Consider the following 23375-nt stretch of genomic DNA (forward strand, 5'->3'; position numbering starts at 1 on the left):
CGATCGGTTAGCGATGCTTCATCCAACCATGCAGGAATCATCGCTGGTGCTGAAGTGTGGTGGGCGGTGATCCTCGACGTATGCGACCTTCCCACCTGTTCCTCGCCGTCCTCGTCGCCGCCGTGTGGGGGGTGAACTTCACCGTCATCGAGGTCGGGCTCGACCACTTCCCGCCGCTGCTCTTCTCCGCCCTGCGCTTCCTCGTGGCGGCGCTGCCCGCGGTGTTCTTCGTGGGGCGGCCCAAGGTGGCGTGGAAGTGGATCGTGGGGGTGGGGCTCGCGCTGGGGGTGGCCAAGTTCGGGCTGCTGTTCGTCGGCATGGACGCGGGGATGCCGGGCGGACTGTCCTCGCTGGTGCTCCAGATCCAGGCGGTGTTCACGGCCCTGTTCGCCTTCGCGCTCCTCGGCGAACGCCCTTCGCGCGTCCGGCTGGTGGGCATGGCGGTGGCGCTGGCCGGGATCGGCGTGGCGGCGGTCGACGAGGGCACCTCCGGGCCGCTGCTCGGCTTCGCCCTGGTGGTCGCGGCGGCGGCCTGCTGGGGCGTCTCCAACATCCTCACCCGCAAGGCGGCGCCCCCGGACGCCCTGAACTTCATGATCTGGGTGAGTACGGTGCCGGTGCTGCCGCTGCTCGCCCTCTCCCTGCTGCTGGAGGGCCCGTCGCGGGACCTCGACGCCCTGCGCGGCCTGGACTGGCAGGGCGCGGGCACGGTGCTCTTCGTCGCCTGGGTCGCCACGGTGTTCGGCTTCGGCGCCTGGGGGTGGCTGCTGCGCCGCCACCCCGCCTCCACGGTCGCGCCCTTCTCCCTGCTCGTCCCGGTCTTCGGCATGTCGTCGGCCGCGCTGTTCCTGGGCGAGTCCGTGACCCCGCTGCGGTGGTGCGCGGCGGCGCTGCTGGTGGGCGGGGTGGCGCTGGCGTCGGTGACGTGGCGGCGGCCGGCGGCGGTGCCGGTGGTGAAACCCGTTCGACGGGCGGAGAACCGTACGGAAGACTCGCCGGTCGGCGGATGAGGAAGATCGGGAGACCGGGAGAGCGCACATGGGTTTTGTTCTGGAAGGGCCGGTCCTCGAGGGCACGTCGGTGCGCCTGGAACCACTGGAACACCGGCACACGGCCGACCTCGCGCTGGCCGCGGAGGAGAACCGGGACACCTACACCTACACCTGGGTGCCCAGGGCCGGCGAGGTCGGCGCCTACATCGACGCGCAGCTCGCCCGCGCGGCGACCGGACGGCTGGCCCCCTACGCGCAGATCTCCCTCGCCACCGGACGCGCGGTGGGCGCCACCGCGTACTGGGAGCCCCGTTCCTGGCTGGACGAGGACCGGCTCGACGCGATCGAGGTCGGCTTCACCTGGCTCGCCGGCTCCGCCCAGGGCACGGGCCTCAACGCCGAGTCCAAACTCCTGCTCTTCGGCCACGCCTTCGAGGAGTGGGGAGTGTCCCGCGTCGACCTGAAGACGGACGCCCGCAACACCCGCTCCCGCACGGCGATCGAACGCACCGGCGCCCACTTCGAGGGCGTCCTGCGCAACTGGTCCCGCTCCTGGGCCCCGGGCGAGGAGGGCCGCCTGCGCGACTCGGCGATCTACTCGATCACGAGGGAGGACTGGCCGGAGGTCCGCCACGGACTGGAACAGAGGGCGGCGACCCGGGCCGCCGTTCAGGGGCGCGGGGCTGTGACATGTGCGGCTCCGCCGCGCGGGCGCGTATAGGGGCGCGGGGAACTGCGCGAAAAGGGGCGCGGGGAACTGCGCGAAAAGGGGCGCGGGGAACTGCGCGGCCAACCACGACGCACCCGCACCCGCCCCACGACGCCACCACCCCGAGCTCTCCAGCCCACCCCCCGGAGGGTCAGGGCACCTCCCGCGAGGGAGAACCCTCCCGCAACTCCGGCGTACTCGTACCGACATACACCACCGCCACCACACACAACACCCCACCCACCACCAGCGCCGCCGCCCCGGACGTCGCCCCGGCCACCAACCCCGCCCGCATATTGCCGAGGTGCGGCCCCGCCTGCCCGACGATCTGCTCGGCGGCCGTGACCCGCCCCAACAAAGCGTCAGGCGTCCGGGTCTGCACGATCGTGGTGCGGGAGAGCACCGACAGCGCGTCGGCCCCACCGGCCACGACCAGCAGCCCCAGACCGACCCAGGGGCTGCTCATGACCCCGAACGAGGCCAGCGCGGCACCCCACACACCGGCACCGAACAGCATCACGAGGCCGGGACGGCCCAGGTGGGTCACCGCCCCGGACAGCGCCGACGCCAGCACGCCACCGATCGCGACCGCCGACAGGAACAGGCCCAGCGTGCGCGGATCACCGCCGAACCGTTCGTCGTTGATCAGCGGGAACAGGCTGACCGGCATCGACAGGACGGTGGCGGCGAGGTCGGTGACGAGCGCGCCGCGCACCACCCGGTGACCGGCCAGGAAGCGCAGCCCGTCCAGCACCCCGTGCAGCCCGGCGCGGGACGGCTCGCCCTCGGGCGGCAGCGCGGGCAGACCGAACGCGCCGTAGAAGGACAGCAGGAAGCTCAGCGCGTCGAGCAGGTAGCAGACGCCGATGCCGAACCAGCCGAGCAGCAGGCCCCCGAGCGCGGGCCCGAGGAACATCATCGCCTGACCGGTGACCTGGTAGAGCGCGAGTCCGGAGGCCACCTGCTCCTTGGGCAGCAGCCGGGGCACGAACACACCGGCCGCCGGACCGCCGACCGCCGCGCAGGCGGACTGGGCGGCGACCAGGGCGAGCACACCGCCCACCGGCACGTTCCCGGTGAATCCCTGGACCGCAAGGAGCAGCGAGCAGACCGCCTGGCCGACCGTCGCGGCCAGGAAGATCCGGCGCCGGTCGCCCCGGTCGGCCCAGGCCCCGGCGAACAGTCCGAAGCAGACCAGCGGCAGCGCCTGCGCGAGACCCACCGCGCCGCTCCAGGCCGCGCTGTGCGTCATCTCCCAGACCTGGTACATGACGGTGACCATGGTCATGAAGCCGCCGAGGAGGGACACCGTCCGCCCGATCAGCAGGCGTCTGAAGACCGGTGAGGTGCGCAGGGGACGCACGTCGATCAGCGTGCGGGACAGGCTCACGAGGGCAGGGCGGCGGGGCGGGGCACGGGCTGGGGCACGGCGGGGACGCTATCCGGCCGCCACCCGCCCCGGCCAGTGGTTTTTCCGTCCGGTCAGGCCGACTCGCTGAGCAGCCGGGCCAGGTGCTCCCGGCCGGGGGTGAGCAGGCCGGGCAGCGGGGCGGCGTCGGCGTACCAGCGCTTCTCGTACTCCCAGCAGAGCCAGCCGTCCCAGCCGTGCCGGGAGAGGATCTCCACGCAGTCGGTCAGCGGGAGGACACCGGCGCCGAGCGGGAGCGGGGTCGTGTCGTCGGCGGAGGCGATGTCCTTGACCTGGACGTAGCCGAGGTGCGGGGAGAGGGCCGCGTAGCTCTCGGCGGGCTGTTCGCCGCCGAGCCAGGTGTGCATCACGTCCCACAGCGCACCCACCTGACGGTGGCCGACCAGACCGAGGACCCTGATCGCGTCGGCGCCGGTACGGTGCGAGTCGTGGGTCTCCAGCAGGATCCGTACGCCCAGGTCGGCGGCGTACTCGGCGGCCGTGCCCAGCCGGCGGGCGGCCGTCGCGTCCGCCTCCTCGGGGCTCTGCTCGGTGCCGCCGCCGGGGAAGACCCGGACGAAGGGGGCGCCGAGGTCCCGGGCGAGGTCGAGGAGGGCGCGGATCTCGGCGAGGACGGGTTCGTCCTCGCCGGGCGCGGCGACCCGGGCGTACCCGGCGAGACCCAGGATCTCGATGCCGGCCGCCTTGAACCGGGCGGCCACATCGGTACGTTCGGCGGGGCCGAGCCCCGGATGGACGGGTTCCTCGGGGTGGGCGCGCAGCTCCACGCCGTGGTAGCCGTGCGCGGTCGCGAGGCCCAGCACGTCGGTGAGGGGCAGCCCGGGGACGCCGAGGGTGGAGAACGCCAGCTTCATGGAACCGGACCCTACCCGCGACCGCCCGGGCCGACCCCTCTCCCTCACGCTGGTGTCGGCGTCGCGGGTCGTGAGGGCGTTCGCGCAGTTCCCCGCGCCCCTGGGAGTTGCCCGCACCGACGCCACAGAGACCCCGGCAAGCACCCCCACGGACCCGCACTCGACGACGCACCTCTCTAGGGGCGCGGGGAACTGCGCGAATACCCCCCCACAGCCCGCACCGGCGGTGCAGAACCCCGGACCAAGGTCCGATCAGTCCCGCGGCCCCGCCGTGGACCCCCGCACCATCAACTCCCCCCGCACCGACGCGATCCCCCCATGCGGCGCCTCCTCCCGCCCCATGGCGATCCGCCCCGCACGGGCCCCCGCCTCCGCCAACGGCAACCGCACCGTCGTCAGCGCCGGCACCGCGTCGATGCTGAACGGCAGATCGTCGAACCCGGCCACCGACACATCGTCCGGAATCCGCAGCCCCGAGTCCCGCAGCGCCGCGCACGCCCCCAGCGCGACGGAGTCGTTCGCCGCGACCACGGCCGTCAACGACGGATCACGCCGCAGGAGTTCGAGCGTCGCCTCGTACCCCGACCGCCGGTCGTACCGGCCGTGCACGGTCCACCGGGCGTCCTCCTCGATGCCGTGCGCGGCCAGCGCGTCCCGGTGCCCCTCGAGCCGGTGCCGTGTCGTGGTCCGTTCCAGGGGCCCCGCGATGTACCCCAGCCGCCGGTGCCCCAGCCCGATCAGGTGCTCGGTGAGTTCCCGTCCGCCGCCCCGGTTGTCGAAGGTCAGCGCGATCGCCCCGGTCTCCGCCGCCGGCGGTCGGCCGCACAGCACCACCCGGGTCCCGGCGTCCGCCAGTTTCCGCAGCTTCGCGTCCATGGCCGCCTTGTGCGGCGCGTCCTCGATCGCGCCACCGGTCAGCACCACCGCCGCCGCCCGCTGCCGCTGGAGCAGCGTGAGATAGGTCAGTTCGCGTTCGGGCGAGCCGCCCGTGTTGCAGACGACCGCGAGTCTCTCCCCGCCCGCGCGCCCGCCCGGACCGCCGATCTCCGCCTGGATCGCGCTCGCCATGATCCCGAAGAACGGGTCGGCGATGTCGTTCACCAGGATGCCCACCAGGTCGGAGGTGGCGGCGGCCAGGGCGCTCGCGGGGCCGTTGAGGACGTAGTCCAGCTCGTCCACGGCCTTCAGCACCCGTTCACGGGTGGACGCGGCCACGGGATAGTTCCCGTTGAGCACGCGCGACACCGTCGCGGGGGAGACCTGCGCCCGTGCCGCCACGTCCGCCAGGGTCACCGTCATGTCTCGTCCTCCGCCTCGCGCGTTCGCCGTACGCCGTCGTACACATCCACGCCCACACCCGTGGTTCCGAGCAGACCCTACGGCCATCCGCGCGGTTGTTCGCCCCCTCGAACAACTCGGCTCCGCCGTGGTCTTGTCCACACCACCGTTCAGAGGCTAGCTTCTCTCTACATAGAAAGCGCTTGCTGTCACGCTCACCAGTGGGGCGTACGCGGCGCGCGAACCGCGTACGAAGGGAATGACGTGACACGCAAGACGGTGCGTATCGCCATGAACGGTGTGACCGGGCGCATGGGCTACCGCCAGCACCTCGTCCGCTCCATCCTGGCCCTGCGCGAGCAGGGCGGCCTCGACCTCGGTGACGGCACCGTGCTGTGGCCGGAGCCGATCCTGGTCGGCCGGCGGGAGCACGCGCTGAAGGCGCTGGCCGAACGGCACGGACTCGAGCACATCTCGACGGACGTGGACGCGGTCCTCGCCGACGACAGCGTCGACATCTACTTCGACGCCCAGGTGACCTCGGCCCGCGAGGAGGCGATCAAGAAGGCGATCGCGGCCGGCAAGCACATCTACACCGAGAAGCCGACCGCCACCGGCCTCGACGGCGCCCTGGAACTCGCCCGCCTGGCGAACGCGGCCGGCATCAAGCACGGCGTCGTCCAGGACAAGCTCTTCCTCCCCGGCCTGCTCAAGCTGAAGCGCCTCATCGACGGCGGCTTCTTCGGCCGCATCCTCTCCGTGCGCGGCGAGTTCGGCTACTGGGTCTTCGAGGGCGACTGGCAGGAGGCCCAGCGCCCGTCCTGGAACTACCGCAGCGAGGACGGCGGCGGCATCGTCGTCGACATGTTCCCGCACTGGGAGTACGTGCTGCACGAGCTGTTCGGCCGCGTGAGGTCCGTACAGGCCCTCACCGCCACCCACATCCCGCAGCGCTGGGACGAGAACGGCAAGCCCTACGACGCCACCGCCGACGACGCCGCCTACGGTGTCTTCGAACTGGACGGCGGCGCCGTCGCCCAGATCAACTCCTCCTGGGCGGTCCGCGTCAACCGCGACGAACTGGTCGAGTTCCAGGTCGACGGCACCGAGGGCTCGGCCGTCGCCGGCCTGCGCAACTGCCGTGTCCAGCACCGCAGCGCCACCCCCAAGCCGGTCTGGAACCCGGACATCCCCGCCACCGAGGTCTTCCGCGACCAGTGGCAGGAGGTCCCGGACAACGGCGAGTTCGACAACGGCTTCAAGGCCCAGTGGGAGCTGTTCCTGCGCCACGTCTACGCCGGCGCCCCCTACCACTGGGACCTGCTGGCCGGCGCCCGCGGTGTCCAGCTCGCCGAGCTGGGCCTGAAGTCCTCGGCCGAGGGCCGCCGCCTCGACGTGCCGGAGATCGCGCTGTGACCCTCCACCTGCCCGACGCGAACGGCACCCTGCGCGCCTACGAGCCCCGCACCGAGCCCCTCGCCACCACGCCCGGAGCCTCCTTCACCTCCCGTACGGTCTTCTCGGCCGCGCACGTCGTCGCCGACCCGTACGCGGACGTGTCACCCGACTCACCGGCCGCCGTCGACTGGGACGCCACCCTCGCCTTCCGCCGCCACCTGTGGTCGCACGGGCTCGGTGTCGCCGAGGCGATGGACACCGCCCAGCGCGGCATGGGCCTGGACTGGGCGGGCGCGGCCGAGCTGATCCGCCGCTCCGCCGCCGAGGCGAAGGCCGTCGGCGGCCGTATCGCCTGCGGCGTGGGCACCGACCAGCTCACCGCCGCCGCCACCCTCGCCGAGGTCCGGGCGGCCTACGAGGAACAGCTCGCGGTCGTCGAGGAGTCCGGCGCGCAGGCCATCCTGATGGCGTCCCGCGCGCTGGCCGCGACGGCGCAGGGCCCGGACGACTACCTGGAGGTCTACGGCCACCTCCTCCGCCAGGCCGCCGAGCCCGTGATCCTGCACTGGCTGGGCCCGATGTTCGACCCGGCCCTCGAGGGCTACTGGGGATCGGAAGACCTCGACGCGGCCACCGACACCTTCCTGGAGGTCATCGCCGCCCACCCCGACAAGGTCGACGGCATCAAGGTCTCGCTCCTCGACGCCCAGCGCGAGATCGACCTGCGCCGCCGCCTGCCGCAGGGCGTACGGTGCTACACCGGCGACGACTTCAACTACCCCGAGCTGATCGCCGGCGACGAGCAGGGCTTCAGCCACGCCCTGCTCGGCATCTTCGACCCGCTCGGCCCGCTCGCGGCGGAAGCGGTCCGCGTCCTCGACACCGGGAACACGGAGGGCTTCCGCGCCCTCCTCGACCCGACCGTCGAACTCTCCCGCCACCTCTTCCAGGCCCCCACCCGCTTCTACAAGACGGGCGTGGTCTTCCTCGCCTGGCTGGCCGGTCACCAGTCCCACTTCACGATGGTCGGCGGCCTCCAGTCGGCCCGCTCCCTGCCGCACTTCGCCCGCGCCTACGAACTCGCCGACGGCCTCGGCCTGTTCCCCGACCCCAAGCTCGCCGAGGAACGCATGAGGACCCTGCTGCACCTGTACGGAGTGACCCCATGACCGCCGACCTCACCCGCTTCAGCATCAACCAGATGACGGTCAAGCAGCTCTCGCTGCCGGAACTCGTCGACGCCTGCCGTGACCTGGGCGTACCGGGCGTCGGCCTGTGGCGCGAGCCCGTCCAGGCGTACGGCGTGGAGGCGGCCGCGAAACTGGTCCGCGACGCGGGTCTGGCGGTGACGACCCTGTGCCGGGGCGGCTTCCTCACCGCGATCGATCCCGGCGAACGGGCGGCGGCCCTGGCCGACAACCGCCGCGCCGTCGACGAGGCGGCCACGCTCGGCACCGACACCCTGGTCCTGGTCTCGGGCGGCCTGCCGGCCGGCTCCAAGGACCTGCGCGGCGCCCGCGAGCGCATCGCCGACGCGCTCGCCGAACTCGGCCCCTACGCCGAGGAGCACGGGGTGAGACTGGCCATCGAGCCGCTGCACCCCATGTTCGCCTCCGACCGGTGCGTGGTCTCGACGCTCACCCAGGCCCTGGACATCGCGGAACGCTTCCCCGCCCACCAGGTCGGCGTCACGGTCGACACGTACCACATCTGGTGGGACGACCAGGCCCCCGCCCAGATCGCCCGCGCGGGCGCCCAGGGCCGCATCCACACCTTCCAGCTCGCCGACTGGACCACCCCGCTGCCCGAGGGCGTCCTCAACGGCCGCGGCCAGATCGGCGACGGCGCGGTCGACATGCGGGAGTGGAAGGGCCACGTGGAGGCGGCCGGTTACACCGGCCCCATCGAGGTCGAACTGTTCAACGACACGATCTGGGCCCGCGACGGCCGCGAGGTCCTCGCCGAGACGGCGGCCCGCTTCGTGGAGCACGCGGGCTAGGAGCCGCACGCGGCGATCCGGGTCTTGTGCGGGGCCCGGGTTCTGCCCGCGTGGCGTCCCGGGTCCTGTGCACGGCCCGGGTCGCCGCGCGCGGAGGCGCGGGGCGCGGGAGAAGCTCTGGGGAGAGGTCTTCCCGTGCCCTGTCGTCCCGTCCCGCGTGGAGCACACCGTCAGGCCTCCGCCCCCGCACCCGGCACACCGGCCCGTAGATGCGCCGCCAGGCGGTGCAGCTCGACGAGGGCACCGGCGTCCGACCCGTCCCCCAGCGGGTAGTGCAGGGCCGGTCCGGACGCGGGCCCCAGGACGACGGGCCGTACCTCGACGGGCGGGCGACGGGCATGGGTGAGGCCGATGCCCCGTACGTCCCGCGCGCCCAGGGTGAAGGCGACCGGGACGGGAGGGGCCTGGAGCACGGGTCCCGTGGTGAGGTCACGGGAGGCCCGCCGCACCGAGGTCAGCATCGTCGTCAGACCGTGCTCCGCGACGAGCACCTCGGCGAGCGGGGCGATCGCCTCCAGGGGCGGTTCCTCACCCTCCCCGTATCCGAGGACGAGCGTCACGTCCTGCTCGACCCCGGCGGTCGTCCGCGTGACCCGGATCCACGCCAGCGCGGGCCGGTCGGGATGCCCCGTCACGATCAGATGGGTCGGCTCGGGGGCCCGGTCACGGGCCAGACCGGTCAGCCGACGCGGCGACCAGGGCAGGTTGACGGGTTCCGCGGTGCCCCAGCCGGCCGGCGCCGAGCCGGTGAGCGCGCGCCAGGCGGTCTCGAGCCCTTCGCCCAGGACGACGTCCTCGTGCGCGGGGAGCGTCGTACGGAACGCCACGACGAGCTGCCGGTCACCCGACGGGGACGTCCGGCCGAACGCCTCGGCGACCGGGGCCGTGCCGTCCGCCCCGGGCACGGGCGCGAACGTCCCGTCCCGCCAGCGCAGCACCGCCCCGGACAGCCCGTCGTAATAGCCCTGATCCGGGTCCTGGACGACCCAGCGGTTGGGCACTTGGAGGAGGGTGGCACGGGCCGGGGCACTGAGCCGGACGTGCGGCGGGGTGACGATCTGCAGGGCACGGTCCGATCCGGAGGTGCCGCGCAGCACCTCGGAGAGCCAGGTGGTCAGGGCCAGGACCGGCCGGTCGGCCAGGACGACGGACGTGCTGTCGGTGAGGACGTCCACGACCGGTTGTCCGTCGTCCGGCGCGACGGCCGCGCGCACGTCCACGACCTCGGTGCCCGCCGGCCCGGGCCAGGTGCTGCCGCCCAGCAGCAGGGCGAGCCGCCCGCACACGGATCCCGCCAGCCGCTCGGCCTCGGGCACGGCGCCGGAGGCCCGGACCTCGGTCCACCAGAACGGCACGGGCACGTCCCGGCCGAGCAGCCGTTCGGCCTCCCCGGGGACCTGGACCAGCAGCGGGGCCTCCACGGACACGAGGGGCCTGCCGTCCGGGGCGCACAGCCGCAGCACGGCGCCTCCGGAGCCGGCGGTCACGCCCGCCCCGGGGCCGCCCGCGTACAGGCCGGTCAGCAGGGCCCAGGTGTCCGGCATCCTCGGGGTGAGGGCGATGACGTCCTTGGTCACGACTTCTCCTCTCCGGCTCCGGCCAGCGCGGTCTGGACGAGCCGGTGGTTCCGGCCGCGGCGGACCAGGGTGCCGCGGCCGGGTGGCTGCCGGGAGGCGTACAGGCCGGGGAAGAGCTGTCCCTCGGTGCGGTCGCCGGTCATCACCAGGGCGGTGGCGCCCGTCTCGCGCAGTGTGGTCAGGAGCGGTTCGTACAGAGCGCGGGAGGCTCCCGCGGTGCGGCGCGCCAGCACGAAGTGCAGGCCGATGTCCTGCGCGGAGGACACGTACGGCAGGAAGGGCGCGAGGGGCTGTTGTCCGGCGGTGGTGAGGATGTCGTAGTCGTCGACGAGGATGACGATCCGCGGGCCCCGGAAGGCGGGTTCGCCGGTCTCGGGAGCGTCCGGGTCGGCGGTCTCCGGCATCCGCTTCCGGAGTTCGGCGGCGATGCCCGTGGAGAGGGCGGAGGCGAGCGTGGCGTTGTGGGCGTAGCCGCCCCGGTACGGTTCCGGGACGACGCCGCGCAGGCCGCGACGGGGGTCGAAGACACCGAAGACCAGCTCGTCGTCGGAGTACCGTTCGACGAGCCCGGCGACGATCAGCTTCAGCAGGTTCGTCTTGCCGCACTCGTTGTCGCCGAGGACCAGCAGGTGCTGGTCGCCGCCGAAGAGGTCGAGCAGCACGGGGGCGAGGGCGTCCTGGTCGAGGCCGACCGGTATCCGCCGCGGTTCGGCGGCCGGCGAGGGCAGCCGGGCCGCCGGCAGCCGGGCCGGCAGCACCCGCACCGGGGCGGCGGGCTCGCCGTGCCAGGTGGCGCGCACCGTCCGGGCCGCCTCGTCCAGGGCCGGGCCCAGGTCACCGGTCGTGGGCGAGCCGTCGATACGGGGCAGGGCGGCCTGCGCGAACAGTCTGCCGTCGGTCAGCACCCGGCCGGGAACGTCCGGCGAGAGGGTCTCGGAGAGCTTGCGGTCGACGGAGGAGTCGGCGGGGTCGTTCAGGCGCAGCTCGACGCGGGTGCCGAAGAGCGACTGGGTGGCGATGCGGACGTCGTTCCAGCGCAGCATGCCCGCCACCACGTGGATGCCGTAGCCGCCGCCCCGCTTCAGCAGGTCGGCGACCGGCTCGTCGAGGTCGGCGAAGTCGTCGCGCAGCGCGCCGAAGCCGTCGACCACGAGGACGACGTCGGTGGAGCCGAGCTGCGGCAGCCGGCCCTGGGCGCGGAGCCGGCGGAGCTGGTCGACGGAGTCGATGCCGTGCTCGCGGAAGACCGCCTCGCGCTCGTCGAGCATGGCGCGCACCTCGGCGACCGTACGGGCCGCGCGTTCCCGGTCGGCCCGTCCGGCGACCCCGCCGACGTGCGGCAGGGCGGCCAGCGCCGACAGGCCGCCGCCGACCAGGTCCAGGCCGTACACGGCGACGTCGCGGGGCGTGTGGGTGACCGCCAGGGACAGCACGAGGGTCCGCAGCAGCGTGGTCTTGCCGGACTGGGGGCCGCCGATCACGGCCACGTGACCGCCGGCCGTGGTCAGGTCCAGCACCCACTGGCCCTGCCACTGCCGGGCCGGGTCGTCGAGCACGCCGAGCGGCACCCGCATACCGCCCGTGGCACGCGCCAGGCGCAGCCCGTGCTCGGAGACCCGGGCCGGTCCGGCGACCGCGTCCAGGGTGACGGCGTCCGGCAGCGGGGGCAGCCAGATGCGGCGCACGGCGGGCGCGGCGCCGGCGAGCCGGCCGACCATCAGGGACAGGACGGCCGGGCCGGTCTCCCGACGGGCGGCGGCGGGTTCCTCCTCCGGCTCCTCGGTCCGCTCCGCGGTGTTGTACGCCGGGTAGGGCAGGGCGAGCGGCTCCTCGTCCCGCTGCTCGAGCACCGCGGGGCCGCGGTGGACGCCGGAGACGTACCCGGCCTTGAACCGTTCGTAGGTGGAGGTGTCGACCTTCAGATAGCCGAATCCGGGCAGGGGCGGCAGATGGAAGGCGTCGGTGGTGTCGAGGACCGTGCGGGACTCGTCGGCGGAGAAGGTGCGCAGGCCCAGCCGGTACGACAGGTAGGTGTCCAGGCCCTTGAGCCTGCCGCCCTCGATGCGCTGGCTGGACAGCAGCAGATGGACGCCGATGGAGCGGCCGATGCGTCCGATGGACAGGAACAGGTCGATGAAGTCCGGCTTCGCGGTGAGGAGTTCGCCGAACTCGTCGATGACGACGAACAGGTGCGGGAGCGGTTCGAGGTCCGGCCTCTCCGTCGCGCGCAGTACGGCGTAGTGACCGATGTCGGCGACGTTCCCGGCGTCCTTCAGGACCTGCTGGCGGCGCTTGACCTCGCCGGCGAGGCTGGTGTGGACGCGTTCGACGAGCCCGGCCCGGTTCTCCAGGTTGGTGATCATGCCGGCGGTGTGCGGGAGTTCGGCGAAGGGGGCGAACGTGGCGCCGCCCTTGTAGTCGACCAGGACGAGCGACAGGTCCTCGGGGGAGTGGGTGGCGGCCAGGGCGAGGACGAGGGTGCGCAGGAGCTCGCTCTTGCCGGAACCGGTCGCGCCCACGCACAGTCCGTGCGGACCCATACCGAGCTGGGACGACTCCTTCAGATCCAGCAGGACCGGCTCGTGCCGGTCCGTCAGCCCGATGGGCACGCGGAGGAAGTCCCGTTCGCTGCGGGGCTTCCACAGGGCGGGCAGGTCGAGGTCGGCGGGGTCGGCGATGCCGAGGAGCGCGGGGAAGTCGACCGGCCCGGTGACGGGGCTTCCCTCGGCGACGGACTCCGGGGACAGCCGTAGCGGGGCCAGCAGCCGGGCGACGCCCTCCGCCCCGGCCGCGGTGACCGGGTCGACGGTGCCTTCGGCGGTGCCCGGCGCGGAGGCGTCCCCGGCGGCGGAACCGCGCAGGTCCTCGACGACCACCCGCTCGCCGTGGACGGTGATGCGCACGCTCACCTCGTCCGGCTCGTGGACCTGCTCCTGGAGGAGGTGCACCACGGTGACCCCCATGTCCGGCAGCCCGACCGCCGAGTCCGGGCGGGGGAGTTCGGCGGCCGGCTCACCGTGGGCGTCGACGACCACCAGCAGCCGGCCCGCCAGCCGCAACGCGTTCCGGTCGGCCAGGCCACGCCGTACCTCCGCCGCGTACGCGGACCGCCGGCCCAGCTCGTGCCGCAGCCGTTCGGCCAGCTGCCGCACCTCGGGCGCGATACGACGGGCGGCCACCGGACCGTCGTGTGCCTGCGGATCCAGCACGTGGGGCAGCCACTTCGCCCATTCCCACTCGGCCAGCCGCTCGCCGGGCACGGCCAGGGCGAGCGCGACGTCGTCCGGAGCGTGCGTCACCGCGGTCTGCACCAGCAGCGCCCGGGCGACCCGCAGGACGTCCTCCCGGTCGCCGACGACGCTGACGTTCCCGGCGCGGTCCAACGGCACCGTCAAGGGCACGTCGGTGGCCGTCGCGAACCGGCGTTGCAGGGCGCGCGCCTCGTTGAGCATGAACGGGTCCGGCGGCGTCAGCACCCCGCCGGCGCCGCTCTGCTGGATCGCCGGCTCCTGGACGGGTACGTCACCGAGACCGACCCGCACCCGTAGGAAGTCGGCGTCCCGGCGGCGCCGTTCCCACAACCGGGCGGGGTCCCGCACCAGGTCGTACAGCGCGTCCGGCGGCGGATTCAGCTCCCGCTCCGCGTCCCGCAGCCGGCGCTCCGCGGCGCCGAGCTCCTCCCGCAGCTCCTCCAGGTACTCCAGGTAGCGCTCACGCTGCGTGCGCCGGGTGCGCTGCGCCTTGCCCCGCTGCGACAGGAACAGCGCCACCGCACCCAGCAGCGCGAAGACCAGCACGACCGCGCCCACCACAGCGAACCGGCTGTTGCGGACCACGGTCATCATGATCACGGAGCCCATGACGCCGGCCATCGGCAGCAGCGCGGTGGCCGCGTTGCCGATCTTCCCCTCGGGCAGGTTGGGCGGCGCCTCGACCGTACGGGGCCGGGCGGGTTCCGGGGGGCGGGTGCTGCGGGCGGGCCGGTGGACGATCTGCAGGGTCACGGGCGGACTTCTCCGGAGCGGGTCGTGACGGAAAAGGGGCTGAGCGGGTCGTGGCGGAGGAGGGGCGGGCGCGGGCCGGGGCGCACCGGCCGGACACTCAGCGCACCCTCACCGCGCGCTCCATCACCTCGGCGGCCAGCCGCAGGGCGGCCTGCCGCGTGGTGTGTGCCAGGAGGTCGGTGCGGATGGGGCCGCCACCGGCCAGATGACGGTCGTACGGCACGGTGACGACGGTGACACCGGCCTCCTTGAGGTGCCCGACGGCCGTCTTGTCGTCGAGGAGCGTGTCGGGGGTGTTCGACACCAGCGCCACGACCGTCGTGGCCAGGGCGGAGTGCGGCAACCGGGCCAGCCAGTCCAGTACCTGGCGGGTGGCGCCGACGCCCTCCGCGGTGGCCGGCGCGACCACCACCCGGGCGTGCGCGGTGTCCATGGCCGTACGGGCCACCTCGCCGGGGAGCGTCTCGCAGTCGACCACGCTCACGGCGAAGTAGCGGCGCAGCGCCAGCGTCACCTTGCGGTACGACACCATGTCGAGCGGCGGACCGACCTGGCCCCGGCTCGCGGGCAGCAGCCAGCCGCCGTCCGACACCGGCACCAGGTAGCCGGTCACGTCCGTCAGTTGCATGGACGGGTGGAGGATCGGTGCGAGATCGGCGAGCGTCCAGCGCACCGCCTCCGCGCCCATGCGCACCGGCAGGGTGCCCAGCGCGGCGTCCGCCTCCAGTGTGAGCACCGGGTCGTGCCGGTAGTGGTTGAGGGTGCGCCCGAGCAACGCGGAGACGGTGGACTTGCCGACACCGCCACGGATGGAGGTGACGGCCACCACCCGGCCCGTGGTGACGGGCTGCTGCAACTCGCGGGCGATCCTGGTCCGTTCGGCGACGTCCTGGGCCACGGACGAGGTGAGTTTGCGCAGGGTCCGCCCCGTGCGCCGGGTCACGGAGTCGCCGTGCGGGGGGCGTTTCAGGGCGAGGAGGAGACGGGGGTCGAGGGTGGGGGAGGACTCGGGGGCGGGGGCTGCGGGGAGGCGGGGGTCGTGGGCGGGGGCAGGGGCGGCGTGCGGGGAGGGCCGCTCCGGGGTCGGCTCGTCGGCGGACCCCGCGCCGGACATGGGGGCCGGGGACGCGGGGCCGCCCGGAGCGTCGGGCGGGCCGGACGCGTCACCGCCCGTGTCCGACCCCGCTTCCGGCGCCGTGGCCGCGGGCTGCGGGGGTGCGGGGTGCACGAGCCGCAGCGCGGGCTCGCCGGGCCGGACATCCGTACCCGGGTGGCCGCTCCCGGAGCCGCCGCCCAGCTCCCGCAGCACGTCCCGCTGCCAGTCGCCGCCACCACCGTGTGCCGACGGCTGCTCCCGCCACTGATCCCCCTGCTCCCGCGCCATACCGCCGCGCCTCCTAAGCGAAGGTGCCGAGCAGTCGCCCGTACACACCGAACACGCCGACGAGCAGCGGGAGCAGCGCGATGACCCCCACCGATTCGAGCAGGTCACCGGCCCGCCGCAGCCGGACCCGCACGTGCTCGGCCGGCTGTACGGCGAGCACGAGGAGCGGCAGGACCGCCAGCACGACGAGGACGGCCGGCGCTGCCGCGGCCGAGGACCGCTCCGCCCACACCGTCAGCAACCGCACGACGACGCCCGCCGCGGCGGCCAACAGCACGGCCACCTCGGCGACCAGCGGAAACGCCCGGGCCCGCAGAGCCAGCACCACCGCGACGACCGCGGCCAGCGGCACCGTCCACACGGAGGGGTCCCGCAGCGCCAGTACGGCGGCCACGGCGGCCGATCCGGCCACGGTGACCGTGGCGAGCACCAACCCGCGGTGGGCGGCGGCCAGGGCGGCGGACACCTGGTGGCGGCTGACGGAGATCCCCCTAGCTCGGCGGTCGTCGAGCCCCGAGAGCCCGGACGCCATCAGTGCGAGCCGCGGCAGCATCCCGAGCACCACCACGCAGACGACGCCGAGCACGGCCCCGACACGGGCCTGCTGCTCCGCCGTCCCGGCACCGGACTGCACGGCCACGACGGCCTCCCAGCCGACGGCGGCCACGGCCACGGCACCGGCGCCCACGACCCCGCCCCGCCCCAGCGGCGTGAACAGCCCGAGCAGGGCGAGGACCAGCACACTCACGGCGGCCACCCCGGCGAGCCGCAGGGCGCCCGCCGAGGATCCGCCGACGACGTCGACCAGGCTCCACACACCCGGCACACCGAGCGCGCCCGCGCCGCACAGCAGGGTCGCGGCCGGCCCGTGCCGGCGCAGCCGCCCCAGGACCGCACCCGTGACCGCGGCCAGGCCGGCCACGGCGAGCAGGGCACCGGCGACGACCGTCCGGTCGTACTGCGCACGCGCGAACAGAGCGGCGACGACCATCCAGCCCACGCTCGCGGCACCCGCCGTGACCCGGCGCGCGGCCGGCCCCCACACCCATGCCCGATGACCGAGATCCTCCGCCACCTCGTCGGTGACGTCGTGCACGACGGGGGCGGGCGGGGCGTCCTCCGCGCGGACGAGACGCAGCACGGCGCCGTCGCGGACGCCCGCCGTCTCCAGTGTGCTGTCGTGATCGAGCGCGGAGCCGTCCACCGTGACGAGGTGACGCGATGCGGGCCGCCCCTCCACACGGTCGTCCAGCAACCGCATGATCTCGGGCAGCAGCAGCCCGACCGGCTCCCGCGCCGGAAGCACCAGGTCGACGCGGCGCCGCTCACCGACGAGCGTGACCCGGCTCAACACCGTCGGCCCACCGGCCGTTTCCCTGCTCAAGGCCCCCGTAGACATCACGATCGCGAACCTATCACCGGCTCGCAGGACTGTCGGAAGGCGTGGAAACGCCAGGGGAGTACGGGCTCTGCCCGATCAACCGGTGGGACACGAACGACCACCCCACGCATCCCGCGCACAGCACGGCCGCGATCACCACCCCGGCGACCGCCTTCCCCATCCGCTCGTCCACGGCCCGCCGTTGCCGCTGCGCCCCGAACACCAGGGCGTCCCGCAACCGCCGTCGCCGCACGGAGACGGACTCGAGGAGCTGGCTGTCGTAGTCCTGAGCGGTCATACCGGTCACCTACCTCACGTGGGGAACTCGCCCAGCCAGCTGCGCTTGAGCAGGTTCTCGGGCAGGTACTCCGACTCGACCTCGACGGGCAGTCCGGCGTCGTGGGCGAGGCAGGCGAGGGCGAGGATCGCGAGAGGGATGTCGCCCTCACCGGATTCCTCACGCTCCTCGCTCGCCGTCCAGTACTCCTTGTGAAGCTCCAGCCCCTGCACCAGGGCCTCGTTGAACTGGTCGGCGTCCCGGCCGACGAAGCGGTAGAACAGATTGATCGGCGGATACAGGACCTTGAGCATCATCTCGCGGTCCATGAACCGCAGCCGGTCCGGGTCGGTCCCGTCGAACGCGGCGACCAGCTTCTCGCCGAGCCCCGGCCGCTCCAGCCAGTAGGTCTGGAGGGTGTCCACCCAGTGGTAGATGTACTCCTCGAAGACGGCGCCGGAGGCCCGCAGCGTCTCGACCGGCACCTCGCACAACCGCGTCATCCGCGCCTGGTCCCGGCAGACGACGGCCAGCCAGAAGGCTTCCAGCCAGGTACCCGCATCCACGAAATGCGTGATCCCCACGGCGGGGATCGTCCGTACCTCGTGGCCGATCATGCACTCGACGGTGGACCCCTCCGGGGCGGTGGCCGAGGCGAACAGGGCGGACCCGACCTGCATGGCCATGACCCAGGCTTCCCACGTCTCCAGCTTGTCGGCGGTGGGGTCGTCGAGGGTCTGCAGTTTGGCCGTGCTCAGGGCGCTGCTGAAAGCCATATCAAAGCTGTCCGGGTACTTCTCGAGGTCTTCGATCTTCGAGAGAGTGCGGGCGTTCAGTTCCTCTCGGAATGCGTCCGGAATTTGGTGGGGGCCCTCCAGCGCGGGCCGTGGAATCCTCGTCGGCACGTGCGGTCTCCTCATTTCTCTATATTGAAACGCAGCATTTCATAGCCGGCGTACTGAGCTCCGTCAGGCTTGGCTTTTACGAGAACGTAGTCTACTTGCCTCTGTGCGAGCGCCTTGCTCAGATCATCGGCCAGTTTGCGTTCTGCCTTTGCCGCGTCGAGTAGATCCGCGTCTCCGGTTTTGATTCCCTTGCTTTCGTACCTCTTGGCTCTTTTTTCCATTTCTTTCAGGATGGTCTTGAAGTATTCCCGCGTCCCCTGTGTCACCAACCGCCCACTGTGCCCCTTGCGCACTCCGAGGGATGCTCTCGTGGACCCCTTCGCCTCGACGACGACATACCGGCCGTCCGGCGTCCGGTACACCTGGTCGAACCGGTTGTTCCCGAACGCCCCGTCGTCCAGGCGCACCGCACCCGCGTAGTGCTCCGGGATCGCGTGGCGCTCGGCCGCGTACTCGCCGAGCAGTTCGCCCTGCCGGTTGGCGTCGCCGTGGAGCGGTGAGTGCGTCTTGTCGGCGAGATCCCTCGCGGCGGCCAATTCGTCCGTGGGGTTGGCCGCGTAGGCCTTCTCCGCGGCTGCGAGGGCGTCCTCCGCCGCCCTGTCGGCCTTGACGGCCGCGTCCCGCTTGGCGGCCTGTTCGTTCAGGTCCTTCAGAACCTCGTCGGGGAGATCCGACACCTTGCCCGGGATGGGATCCGGGCGTATGTAGTCCTCCTTGATCGCCGGAGGCATGTCACTCGCCGCGATCCACTTGGGCGGCGCGAACGGGTTGCGCGTGAGCTGGGGCACGGCCTGGCCGTACCCGCCCTCGGCGGACGTGGAGCGCCGGTATCCGTTCTCGCGGTAGTGCTCCTTGAACCACTGGGGGTCGTTGTTGGCCCGCTCGACCTGCCGGCGCATGACCTCGCGTTCGGCATCCAGCGGATCGCGGCTGCCGGACGGCGATCCGCCCGAGCCGTCTCCGCCACCGCGACCGCCACCGGTCCCGCCGTGCTGGGCGGGAACCGAGCCGCTGTCGGCCCCGCCGCCCGCGTGCCCGTCACCGCCCGCCGCATGGCCCCCGGTGTCGCGTGCGGGCACCGTGTCCGTGCCGCGCGCCCCGGCGTGCTCGCCGGCGTGAGCGGTCGGTGCCGTGTTCCCGCCGGCCCGGCCCGTCGCGTCACCGCCGACGTGGGCCGCCGTCTCCCCGGCCGCGTGCACGCCTGCCCGCTCGCCCGCCCCGACGAGCACACCCTCCTCGTGCGGCAGGCTCCGCTCCAGCAGTTCCCGGTCCGCCGCCGACAGTTCCACCTTCGCCGGCGCCGCCGTGCCGTCCGCGCGTACGACCGAGCCGTCGTCCAGGTTCAGCCGGGTTCCGTCCGGCCACTCCACGACGTTGTCGCGGATGACCGGCATGTCGTCGGCGACCCGGACCACGCTGCCGTCGGGCTGGACCCGTCCCGTTCCGGAGAGGATGTCGGCGTACGCGCCCGCGTGCACGCCCCGCAGGCCGGCGAACAGGTCGGTGACCTTGACCGTGCCGAACGTGGCGGCCTTGCCGAGGTACGTCATGGGATCGACGAGCCGGGCCGTCTTGCCGAGCGCGCCGACCGTACGGGCCACCGCGCCGCCCTTCGCCGCCGCTCCGGCTCCTCCGGTGAAGACCGTCGTCAGGACGTTGAAGGTGACCGCGCCGCCCGCCCGTGCGGGGTTCTCGTCCCACTGGTCCCAGGCGACCAGCGCCTTGCCCGTCTCCTTGACCGCGTTGCGGGAGTCACGCAGGTAGGAGGGCAGCTTGTCCTCGGGCATCGCCCAGTAGGCGACGCCGACGACGGGCACCGCGGTGATGAGCACGCCGGTCGCGAGCTTGCCGAGCCCCTTCCACGCCTCGCCCGCGGCGTCCCAGCCGTCGAAGCCGACGAGGGTGCCGAGGCCCCGGATCGTGCCCCACACGCCGTCGACGACGAAGCCCTTGCCGAACTCCATCAGCTGGTGTCCCAGCCAGTCGAGCCCGTGCCGCTCCTTCTCCACGGTCTTGCCCCAGGGCAGTTCCTCGGACTGGTCCAGGAGGTCGGCGGTGAAGCCGTAGGTGCTGGTGCCGAGCTTCACCAGCCGTTGCTGGGCGCCGTCCTCGATGATCAGCGTCGAGCCGCCCACCAGCGCGGTGATCTTGTTGTGGCAGGAGATCTCCGCCAGCCAGAAGGCCTCCGCGGTGGCGTTGACGTCGTACACCAGGTCGTTGTTGAGCTGGACGTTGTCGTCGTCCTCGCGCCAGTCGTCGTCCCCCGCGATCTGCTGACGGAAGGTTTCCGCACGCTGCTTGAGGCTCTTCAGTTTGGCCACGAGCGGCTGGATCTCCGTCTCGTACGAGCTGAGGGCCGCCGCCACCTTCTCCAAGTCGTCGGCGAACTCGTCGGCCTTGGCCGCCACCGGCGCCGTCGTGGCGAACAACTGCTCCGCCTCCGGCGCCGTGTAGCACGCCGACAGCCCCTGGAAGCGGGTGTGCACGTCCGACCCGGACTGGCGGAAGGCGATGGCCTCCGCCGTCAGCAGCATGTGGTCCGTGCCCAGTTGCTCCAGGTCTCCGGTGAACTGCGGGATGTTCTGCGGATCGATGAGGTCCGCGCTCACTGGCCCCCCTGCTGCCCACCCGCGCCCGGCAGGTCGATCTTCGGTTCCTTCAGCGCGTTCGCCTGGGCCTGCGCGGCCATCTCCAGGTCACCCTTGACGTACGCGTTGGTCGCGCCGGCCGCCCCGTTGAGGGAGTTCGACGTGCGCACCGCGACGTACATCAGCTTCTCCTGGTAGGCGGTGAAGAACTCGCCCAGCGCCGCCGCGACCGGGCCCTGGACCCCGCTCTTCTCCACGCCGCCCTGCTGGATCGTGCCGGCGGACTTCGCCGCGCTCGGCATGGTCTCCTGCAGGGCCTTCCCGGTGTTCGAGAGGCCCTCGGCCGCCTTCGCCGTCTCCGTGAGGACGTGCTGCACGCCCGACGGCGATATGTCCCACCCCGTCATGTGGATTCCCCGTACTCCCGTGTGCCGTCGCCCGCCGACGCGCCCGCGTCAGCCGATGTTGTCGACCGCCGCCCGCGCCTTCGCCATCGTCGACTGGGCCGTCCCGTCGTTCTCCTCGAGAGTCGTGCGCACCAGTCGGATGATGTTGCGCACCTCGTCGGCCGCGCGGTTCCAGCGCATTTCCTTGCCGTGGTACTCCTCGGAGACCCCGTCGGCCTGGAAGTCGGCCATGGCGGCCTTCACGGCCCTGTCGCGGTCGGCCAGCACGCGCTCCAACTGTCCGACGATCCCCTGCAGACCACCCTGCACCTCGCTCGACGCGCCGGTGTCGTAGGAGCGGCGGTCCAGATTCTGGCCCATCGTCAAAACCCCCTGTGGTTGTCGGCCTCTGCCCCGGCCGGCGGTCTAGCGCGCGCCGAAGCGGGCCGCGTCGAAGTTGGCCGCGCCCATGTTCTTCTGGGCGTTGTCCTGCTGTTCGGTCTCACCGGTGGTGAACGCGGTGTCCATGCCGCCCTGGCCTTCGAGGATCGCGCCGAGCGACTCGTTCAGCGCGGCGGTGATCTCGTCCGCGCGCGTCTTGAACGAGTCGAAGGCGACCTTTCCGGAACCGTTGAACTTGCCCTCCAGCGGCTCGGCCGCCTGGATGAGCATGCGGATCAGCGTGCCCAGGTCGGTGCTCGAACCGGACGTGTTCTTTCCCAGTTCCGACAGGGTCGTCGACCCCATGTCGAACTTCACGTGTGTCACCCCCGTGCGTCACGTACGCATCACAAAGCTGTTCGAACATGTTGTCGCACAACCCGTTGCGGACGCAACGCCGTTGATCACGGTGTGACGCGATCCGGACATGGTGGGGACAATGCCGATGCCCGCGCGCGTCGGTGCGGGGTACTCGCCGGGACGGCGGCACGGTTCGTGGAGCACGCGGGCCGGAGCCGGGACCGGGCTCGTGCGAGAGCGAGAGAACGGTTCCTTCCGGCTCGCGCGGAGCGCAAGCCGTGCGGTGCCGGATCGGACGCCGACGTTCGCCGGCACCGCACGTTGCTTCCCCCCTGCTCCCCGCTGGTGCACAGCCCCCACTGTGCACGGGCACCAGCATGCGCCCACCGGGCGGTTGAATCCTTGACCGTCCGTGCAGGGATCTTGTCGATTCCGGCAGGACACGCCGGGCCGCCCCTACCAGTTGCGGCCCGCGTGGTGATGGCGGTGGTCCGTCGGCGTCATGCCGTACGCGCGGCGGAAGACGCGGCTGAAGGTGGCCGCGTCGGTGAAGCCCCACCGCGCGGCGATCGCGTGGACGGAGCGGCCCCGCAGCCGGGGGTCGGCCAGGTCGCGGCGGCACCGCTCCAGCCGGCGGTGGCGGATCCAGGCCGCCGGGGCCTCGCCCTCCGCCGCGAACAGCTGGTGCAGATGCCGTACCGAGATGCCGTGGGCCGCCGCCACGGTCGCCGGGGACAGCGACGGATCGCCCAGGTTCTGGTCGATGAAGTCCCGGATCCGGGTGTGCAGGGCACGCCGGCGGGACTCCGGCGGCAGCGCGTCCTCGGAGTCCACGCAGCGGCCGAGCAGGGAGGCGAGCAGATCCGTGGTCACCGAGGCCAGCGCGGGCGCGTCGGCCTCGGTGAACTCGTCGGCCCGCCGGGCGACATCGGCCAGCCAGCGGTGCAGCGCGCCGCCCATGCCCCGGTCCACCGGGACCGGCACCGCCAGCAGGCGGCGCACCGCGCGCGGCGGCAGCGGGAGCCGGGCCCGGGGCAGGCTGACGACCACCGTCGTGGACCGCTGCGACGTCCTGTTGATGCGGACGTCGTACGGGAGGCTGGTGTCGGCCATGATGAGCTGCCCCGTCCCGAACACCGCCTCGGTGCCGTCCTGCGCCATCCCGCCGTCACCGGCGAGCTGGCAGTTGATCTGGAGGACCTCGGGGTCGAAACGCCGGATGGTGCGCGGTGTGCGCACGGTGTCCAGGTGCGGCAGGTCCAGCTCGGCGATCTGCAGGTCCCCCAGCGGCAGGACCCGCATCGTGGCCTCGAAGTCGTCGCTGCGCTCACTGCGCAGCAGGTTGGGCACGTGCGTCCGCGTGGCGACGTCCTGCCACAAGTCCCACCGCTCGGCGGGCGGCACCACTCCGGTCCGGAACTCCTGCACCAGCATCGCCACACGCCCCCAACGCGTACCGGACGTCCGCATCCT

At 72.9% G+C, this 23375-nt stretch carries 19 protein-coding genes; 5 read left to right on the forward strand and 14 right to left on the reverse strand.

The annotated features are described in order from the left end of the window. The first annotated feature begins 80 nt into the window (after positions 1-80). Together AMK33_RS06500 and AMK33_RS06505 are read left to right on the forward strand one after the other, a co-directional pair. Positions 81-1010 (forward strand): EamA family transporter, encoded by a 930-nt coding sequence (locus AMK33_RS06500; protein WP_073931766.1) that lies wholly within the window; start codon positions 81-83, stop codon positions 1008-1010. Positions 1011-1038: 28 nt separating this feature from the next. Continuing rightward, entirely contained in the window at positions 1039-1713 is a 675-nt protein-coding gene (locus AMK33_RS06505; RefSeq protein ID WP_073931767.1) for a GNAT family N-acetyltransferase, read from the forward strand. Between the two features lie 139 nt (positions 1714-1852). Here the strand turns inward: AMK33_RS06505 and AMK33_RS06510 are convergent, their stop codons facing one another. The 3 genes from AMK33_RS06510 to AMK33_RS06520 all read right to left on the reverse strand — a co-directional run bounded on the left by AMK33_RS06510 (position 1853) and on the right by AMK33_RS06520 (position 5283). Continuing rightward, the gene (locus tag AMK33_RS06510; RefSeq protein ID WP_073931768.1) at positions 1853-3091 is read right to left on the reverse strand and encodes an MFS transporter; all 1239 of its coding nucleotides are present in this window, start codon (positions 3089-3091) and stop codon (positions 1853-1855) included. 92 nt (positions 3092-3183) lie between these two features. Then, positions 3184-3984, reverse strand: a complete 801-nt coding sequence (locus AMK33_RS06515; RefSeq protein ID WP_073931769.1) for a sugar phosphate isomerase/epimerase family protein — start codon at positions 3982-3984, stop codon at positions 3184-3186. A gap of 252 nt (positions 3985-4236) precedes the next feature. After that, positions 4237-5283: a LacI family DNA-binding transcriptional regulator gene (locus AMK33_RS06520; RefSeq protein WP_073931770.1), complete on the reverse strand. Its 1047-nt coding sequence runs from the start codon at positions 5281-5283 to the stop codon at positions 4237-4239. A gap of 243 nt (positions 5284-5526) precedes the next feature. Between AMK33_RS06520 and AMK33_RS06525 the strand changes: the two genes are divergently transcribed. From AMK33_RS06525 to AMK33_RS06535, 3 genes are read left to right on the forward strand one after another with little or no spacing between them, the layout of a single operon-like run. Beyond that, on the forward strand, positions 5527-6678 hold the full coding sequence (locus AMK33_RS06525; RefSeq protein ID WP_073931771.1) for a Gfo/Idh/MocA family protein: 1152 nt from the start codon (positions 5527-5529) through the stop codon (positions 6676-6678). After that, a complete protein-coding gene (locus tag AMK33_RS06530; RefSeq protein WP_073931772.1) occupies positions 6675-7829 on the forward strand; it encodes a dihydrodipicolinate synthase family protein in 1155 nt (384 codons plus the stop codon). Before AMK33_RS06525 ends, AMK33_RS06530 begins: the two co-directional genes overlap by 4 nt. Next, entirely contained in the window at positions 7826-8659 is an 834-nt protein-coding gene (locus AMK33_RS06535; protein WP_073931773.1) for a sugar phosphate isomerase/epimerase family protein, read from the forward strand. Before AMK33_RS06530 ends, AMK33_RS06535 begins: the two co-directional genes overlap by 4 nt. Before the next feature lie 170 nt (positions 8660-8829). Here the strand turns inward: AMK33_RS06535 and AMK33_RS06540 are convergent, their stop codons facing one another. From AMK33_RS06540 to AMK33_RS06590, 11 genes are all read right to left on the reverse strand, one after another. Further along, positions 8830-10236, reverse strand: coding sequence for a DUF6177 family protein (locus AMK33_RS06540; RefSeq protein WP_073931774.1), 1407 nt, complete (start codon positions 10234-10236; stop codon positions 8830-8832). Continuing rightward, on the reverse strand, positions 10233-14240 hold the full coding sequence (eccCa, locus tag AMK33_RS06545; protein ID WP_073931775.1) for a type VII secretion protein EccCa: 4008 nt from the start codon (positions 14238-14240) through the stop codon (positions 10233-10235). The genes AMK33_RS06540 and eccCa overlap by 4 nt, the downstream gene beginning before the upstream one ends. A gap of 97 nt (positions 14241-14337) precedes the next feature. Then, complete coding sequence (locus tag AMK33_RS06550) at positions 14338-15624, reverse strand: MinD/ParA family ATP-binding protein (protein WP_073931776.1); 1287 nt, start codon at positions 15622-15624, stop codon at positions 14338-14340. Positions 15625-15637: 13 nt separating this feature from the next. Beyond that, positions 15638-17008, reverse strand: coding sequence for a type VII secretion integral membrane protein EccD (gene eccD / locus AMK33_RS06555; protein ID WP_443030905.1), 1371 nt, complete (start codon positions 17006-17008; stop codon positions 15638-15640). Positions 17009-17039: 31 nt separating this feature from the next. Beyond that, positions 17040-17303 (reverse strand): hypothetical protein, encoded by a 264-nt coding sequence (locus tag AMK33_RS06560; RefSeq protein WP_073931778.1) that lies wholly within the window; start codon positions 17301-17303, stop codon positions 17040-17042. A gap of 14 nt (positions 17304-17317) precedes the next feature. After that, a complete protein-coding gene (locus AMK33_RS06565) occupies positions 17318-18058 on the reverse strand; it encodes an immunity 49 family protein (RefSeq protein WP_235617997.1) in 741 nt (246 codons plus the stop codon). Positions 18059-18198: 140 nt separating this feature from the next. After that, positions 18199-20796: a hypothetical protein gene (locus AMK33_RS06570; RefSeq protein ID WP_073931780.1), complete on the reverse strand. Its 2598-nt coding sequence runs from the start codon at positions 20794-20796 to the stop codon at positions 18199-18201. Then, the gene (locus tag AMK33_RS42385; RefSeq protein WP_073931781.1) at positions 20793-21182 is read right to left on the reverse strand and encodes a DUF6507 family protein; all 390 of its coding nucleotides are present in this window, start codon (positions 21180-21182) and stop codon (positions 20793-20795) included. Before AMK33_RS42385 ends, AMK33_RS06570 begins: the two co-directional genes overlap by 4 nt. Positions 21183-21230: 48 nt before the next feature. After that, a complete protein-coding gene (locus AMK33_RS06580; RefSeq protein ID WP_030857922.1) occupies positions 21231-21542 on the reverse strand; it encodes a pore-forming ESAT-6 family protein in 312 nt (103 codons plus the stop codon). Positions 21543-21587: 45 nt separating this feature from the next. Continuing rightward, a complete protein-coding gene (locus AMK33_RS06585; RefSeq protein ID WP_030857924.1) occupies positions 21588-21920 on the reverse strand; it encodes a hypothetical protein in 333 nt (110 codons plus the stop codon). Positions 21921-22358: 438 nt separating this feature from the next. Further along, positions 22359-23336, reverse strand: a complete 978-nt coding sequence (locus AMK33_RS06590) for a helix-turn-helix domain-containing protein (protein ID WP_073931782.1) — start codon at positions 23334-23336, stop codon at positions 22359-22361. Positions 23337-23375: the final 39 nt, after the last annotated feature.

It is taken from the genome of Streptomyces sp. CB02400 (genome assembly GCF_001905725.1).
GTDB classification, from domain to species: Bacteria; Actinomycetota; Actinomycetes; order Streptomycetales; family Streptomycetaceae; genus Streptomyces; species Streptomyces atrovirens.

What these genes read in the sequence shown, in the direction of transcription:
- AMK33_RS06590 (WP_073931782.1), bottom strand. Translation starts at nt 23,336, where the DNA reads ATGCTGGTGCAGGAGTTCCGGACCGGAGTGGTGCCGCCCGCCGAGCGG.
- AMK33_RS42385 (WP_073931781.1), bottom strand. Translation starts at nt 21,182, where the DNA reads ATGACGGGGTGGGACATATCGCCGTCGGGCGTGCAGCACGTCCTCACG.
- AMK33_RS06505 (WP_073931767.1), top strand. Translation starts at nt 1,039, where the DNA reads ATGGGTTTTGTTCTGGAAGGGCCGGTCCTCGAGGGCACGTCGGTGCGC.
- AMK33_RS06535 (WP_073931773.1), top strand. Translation starts at nt 7,826, where the DNA reads ATGACCGCCGACCTCACCCGCTTCAGCATCAACCAGATGACGGTCAAG.
- AMK33_RS06560 (WP_073931778.1), bottom strand. Translation starts at nt 17,303, where the DNA reads ATGACCGCTCAGGACTACGACAGCCAGCTCCTCGAGTCCGTCTCCGTG.
- AMK33_RS06550 (WP_073931776.1), bottom strand. Translation starts at nt 15,624, where the DNA reads ATGGCGCGGGAGCAGGGGGATCAGTGGCGGGAGCAGCCGTCGGCACAC.
- AMK33_RS06500 (WP_073931766.1), top strand. Translation starts at nt 81, where the DNA reads ATGCGACCTTCCCACCTGTTCCTCGCCGTCCTCGTCGCCGCCGTGTGG.
- AMK33_RS06580 (WP_030857922.1), bottom strand. Translation starts at nt 21,542, where the DNA reads ATGGGCCAGAATCTGGACCGCCGCTCCTACGACACCGGCGCGTCGAGC.
- AMK33_RS06515 (WP_073931769.1), bottom strand. Translation starts at nt 3,984, where the DNA reads ATGAAGCTGGCGTTCTCCACCCTCGGCGTCCCCGGGCTGCCCCTCACC.
- AMK33_RS06520 (WP_073931770.1), bottom strand. Translation starts at nt 5,283, where the DNA reads ATGACGGTGACCCTGGCGGACGTGGCGGCACGGGCGCAGGTCTCCCCC.
- AMK33_RS06565 (WP_235617997.1), bottom strand. Translation starts at nt 18,058, where the DNA reads ATGGCTTTCAGCAGCGCCCTGAGCACGGCCAAACTGCAGACCCTCGAC.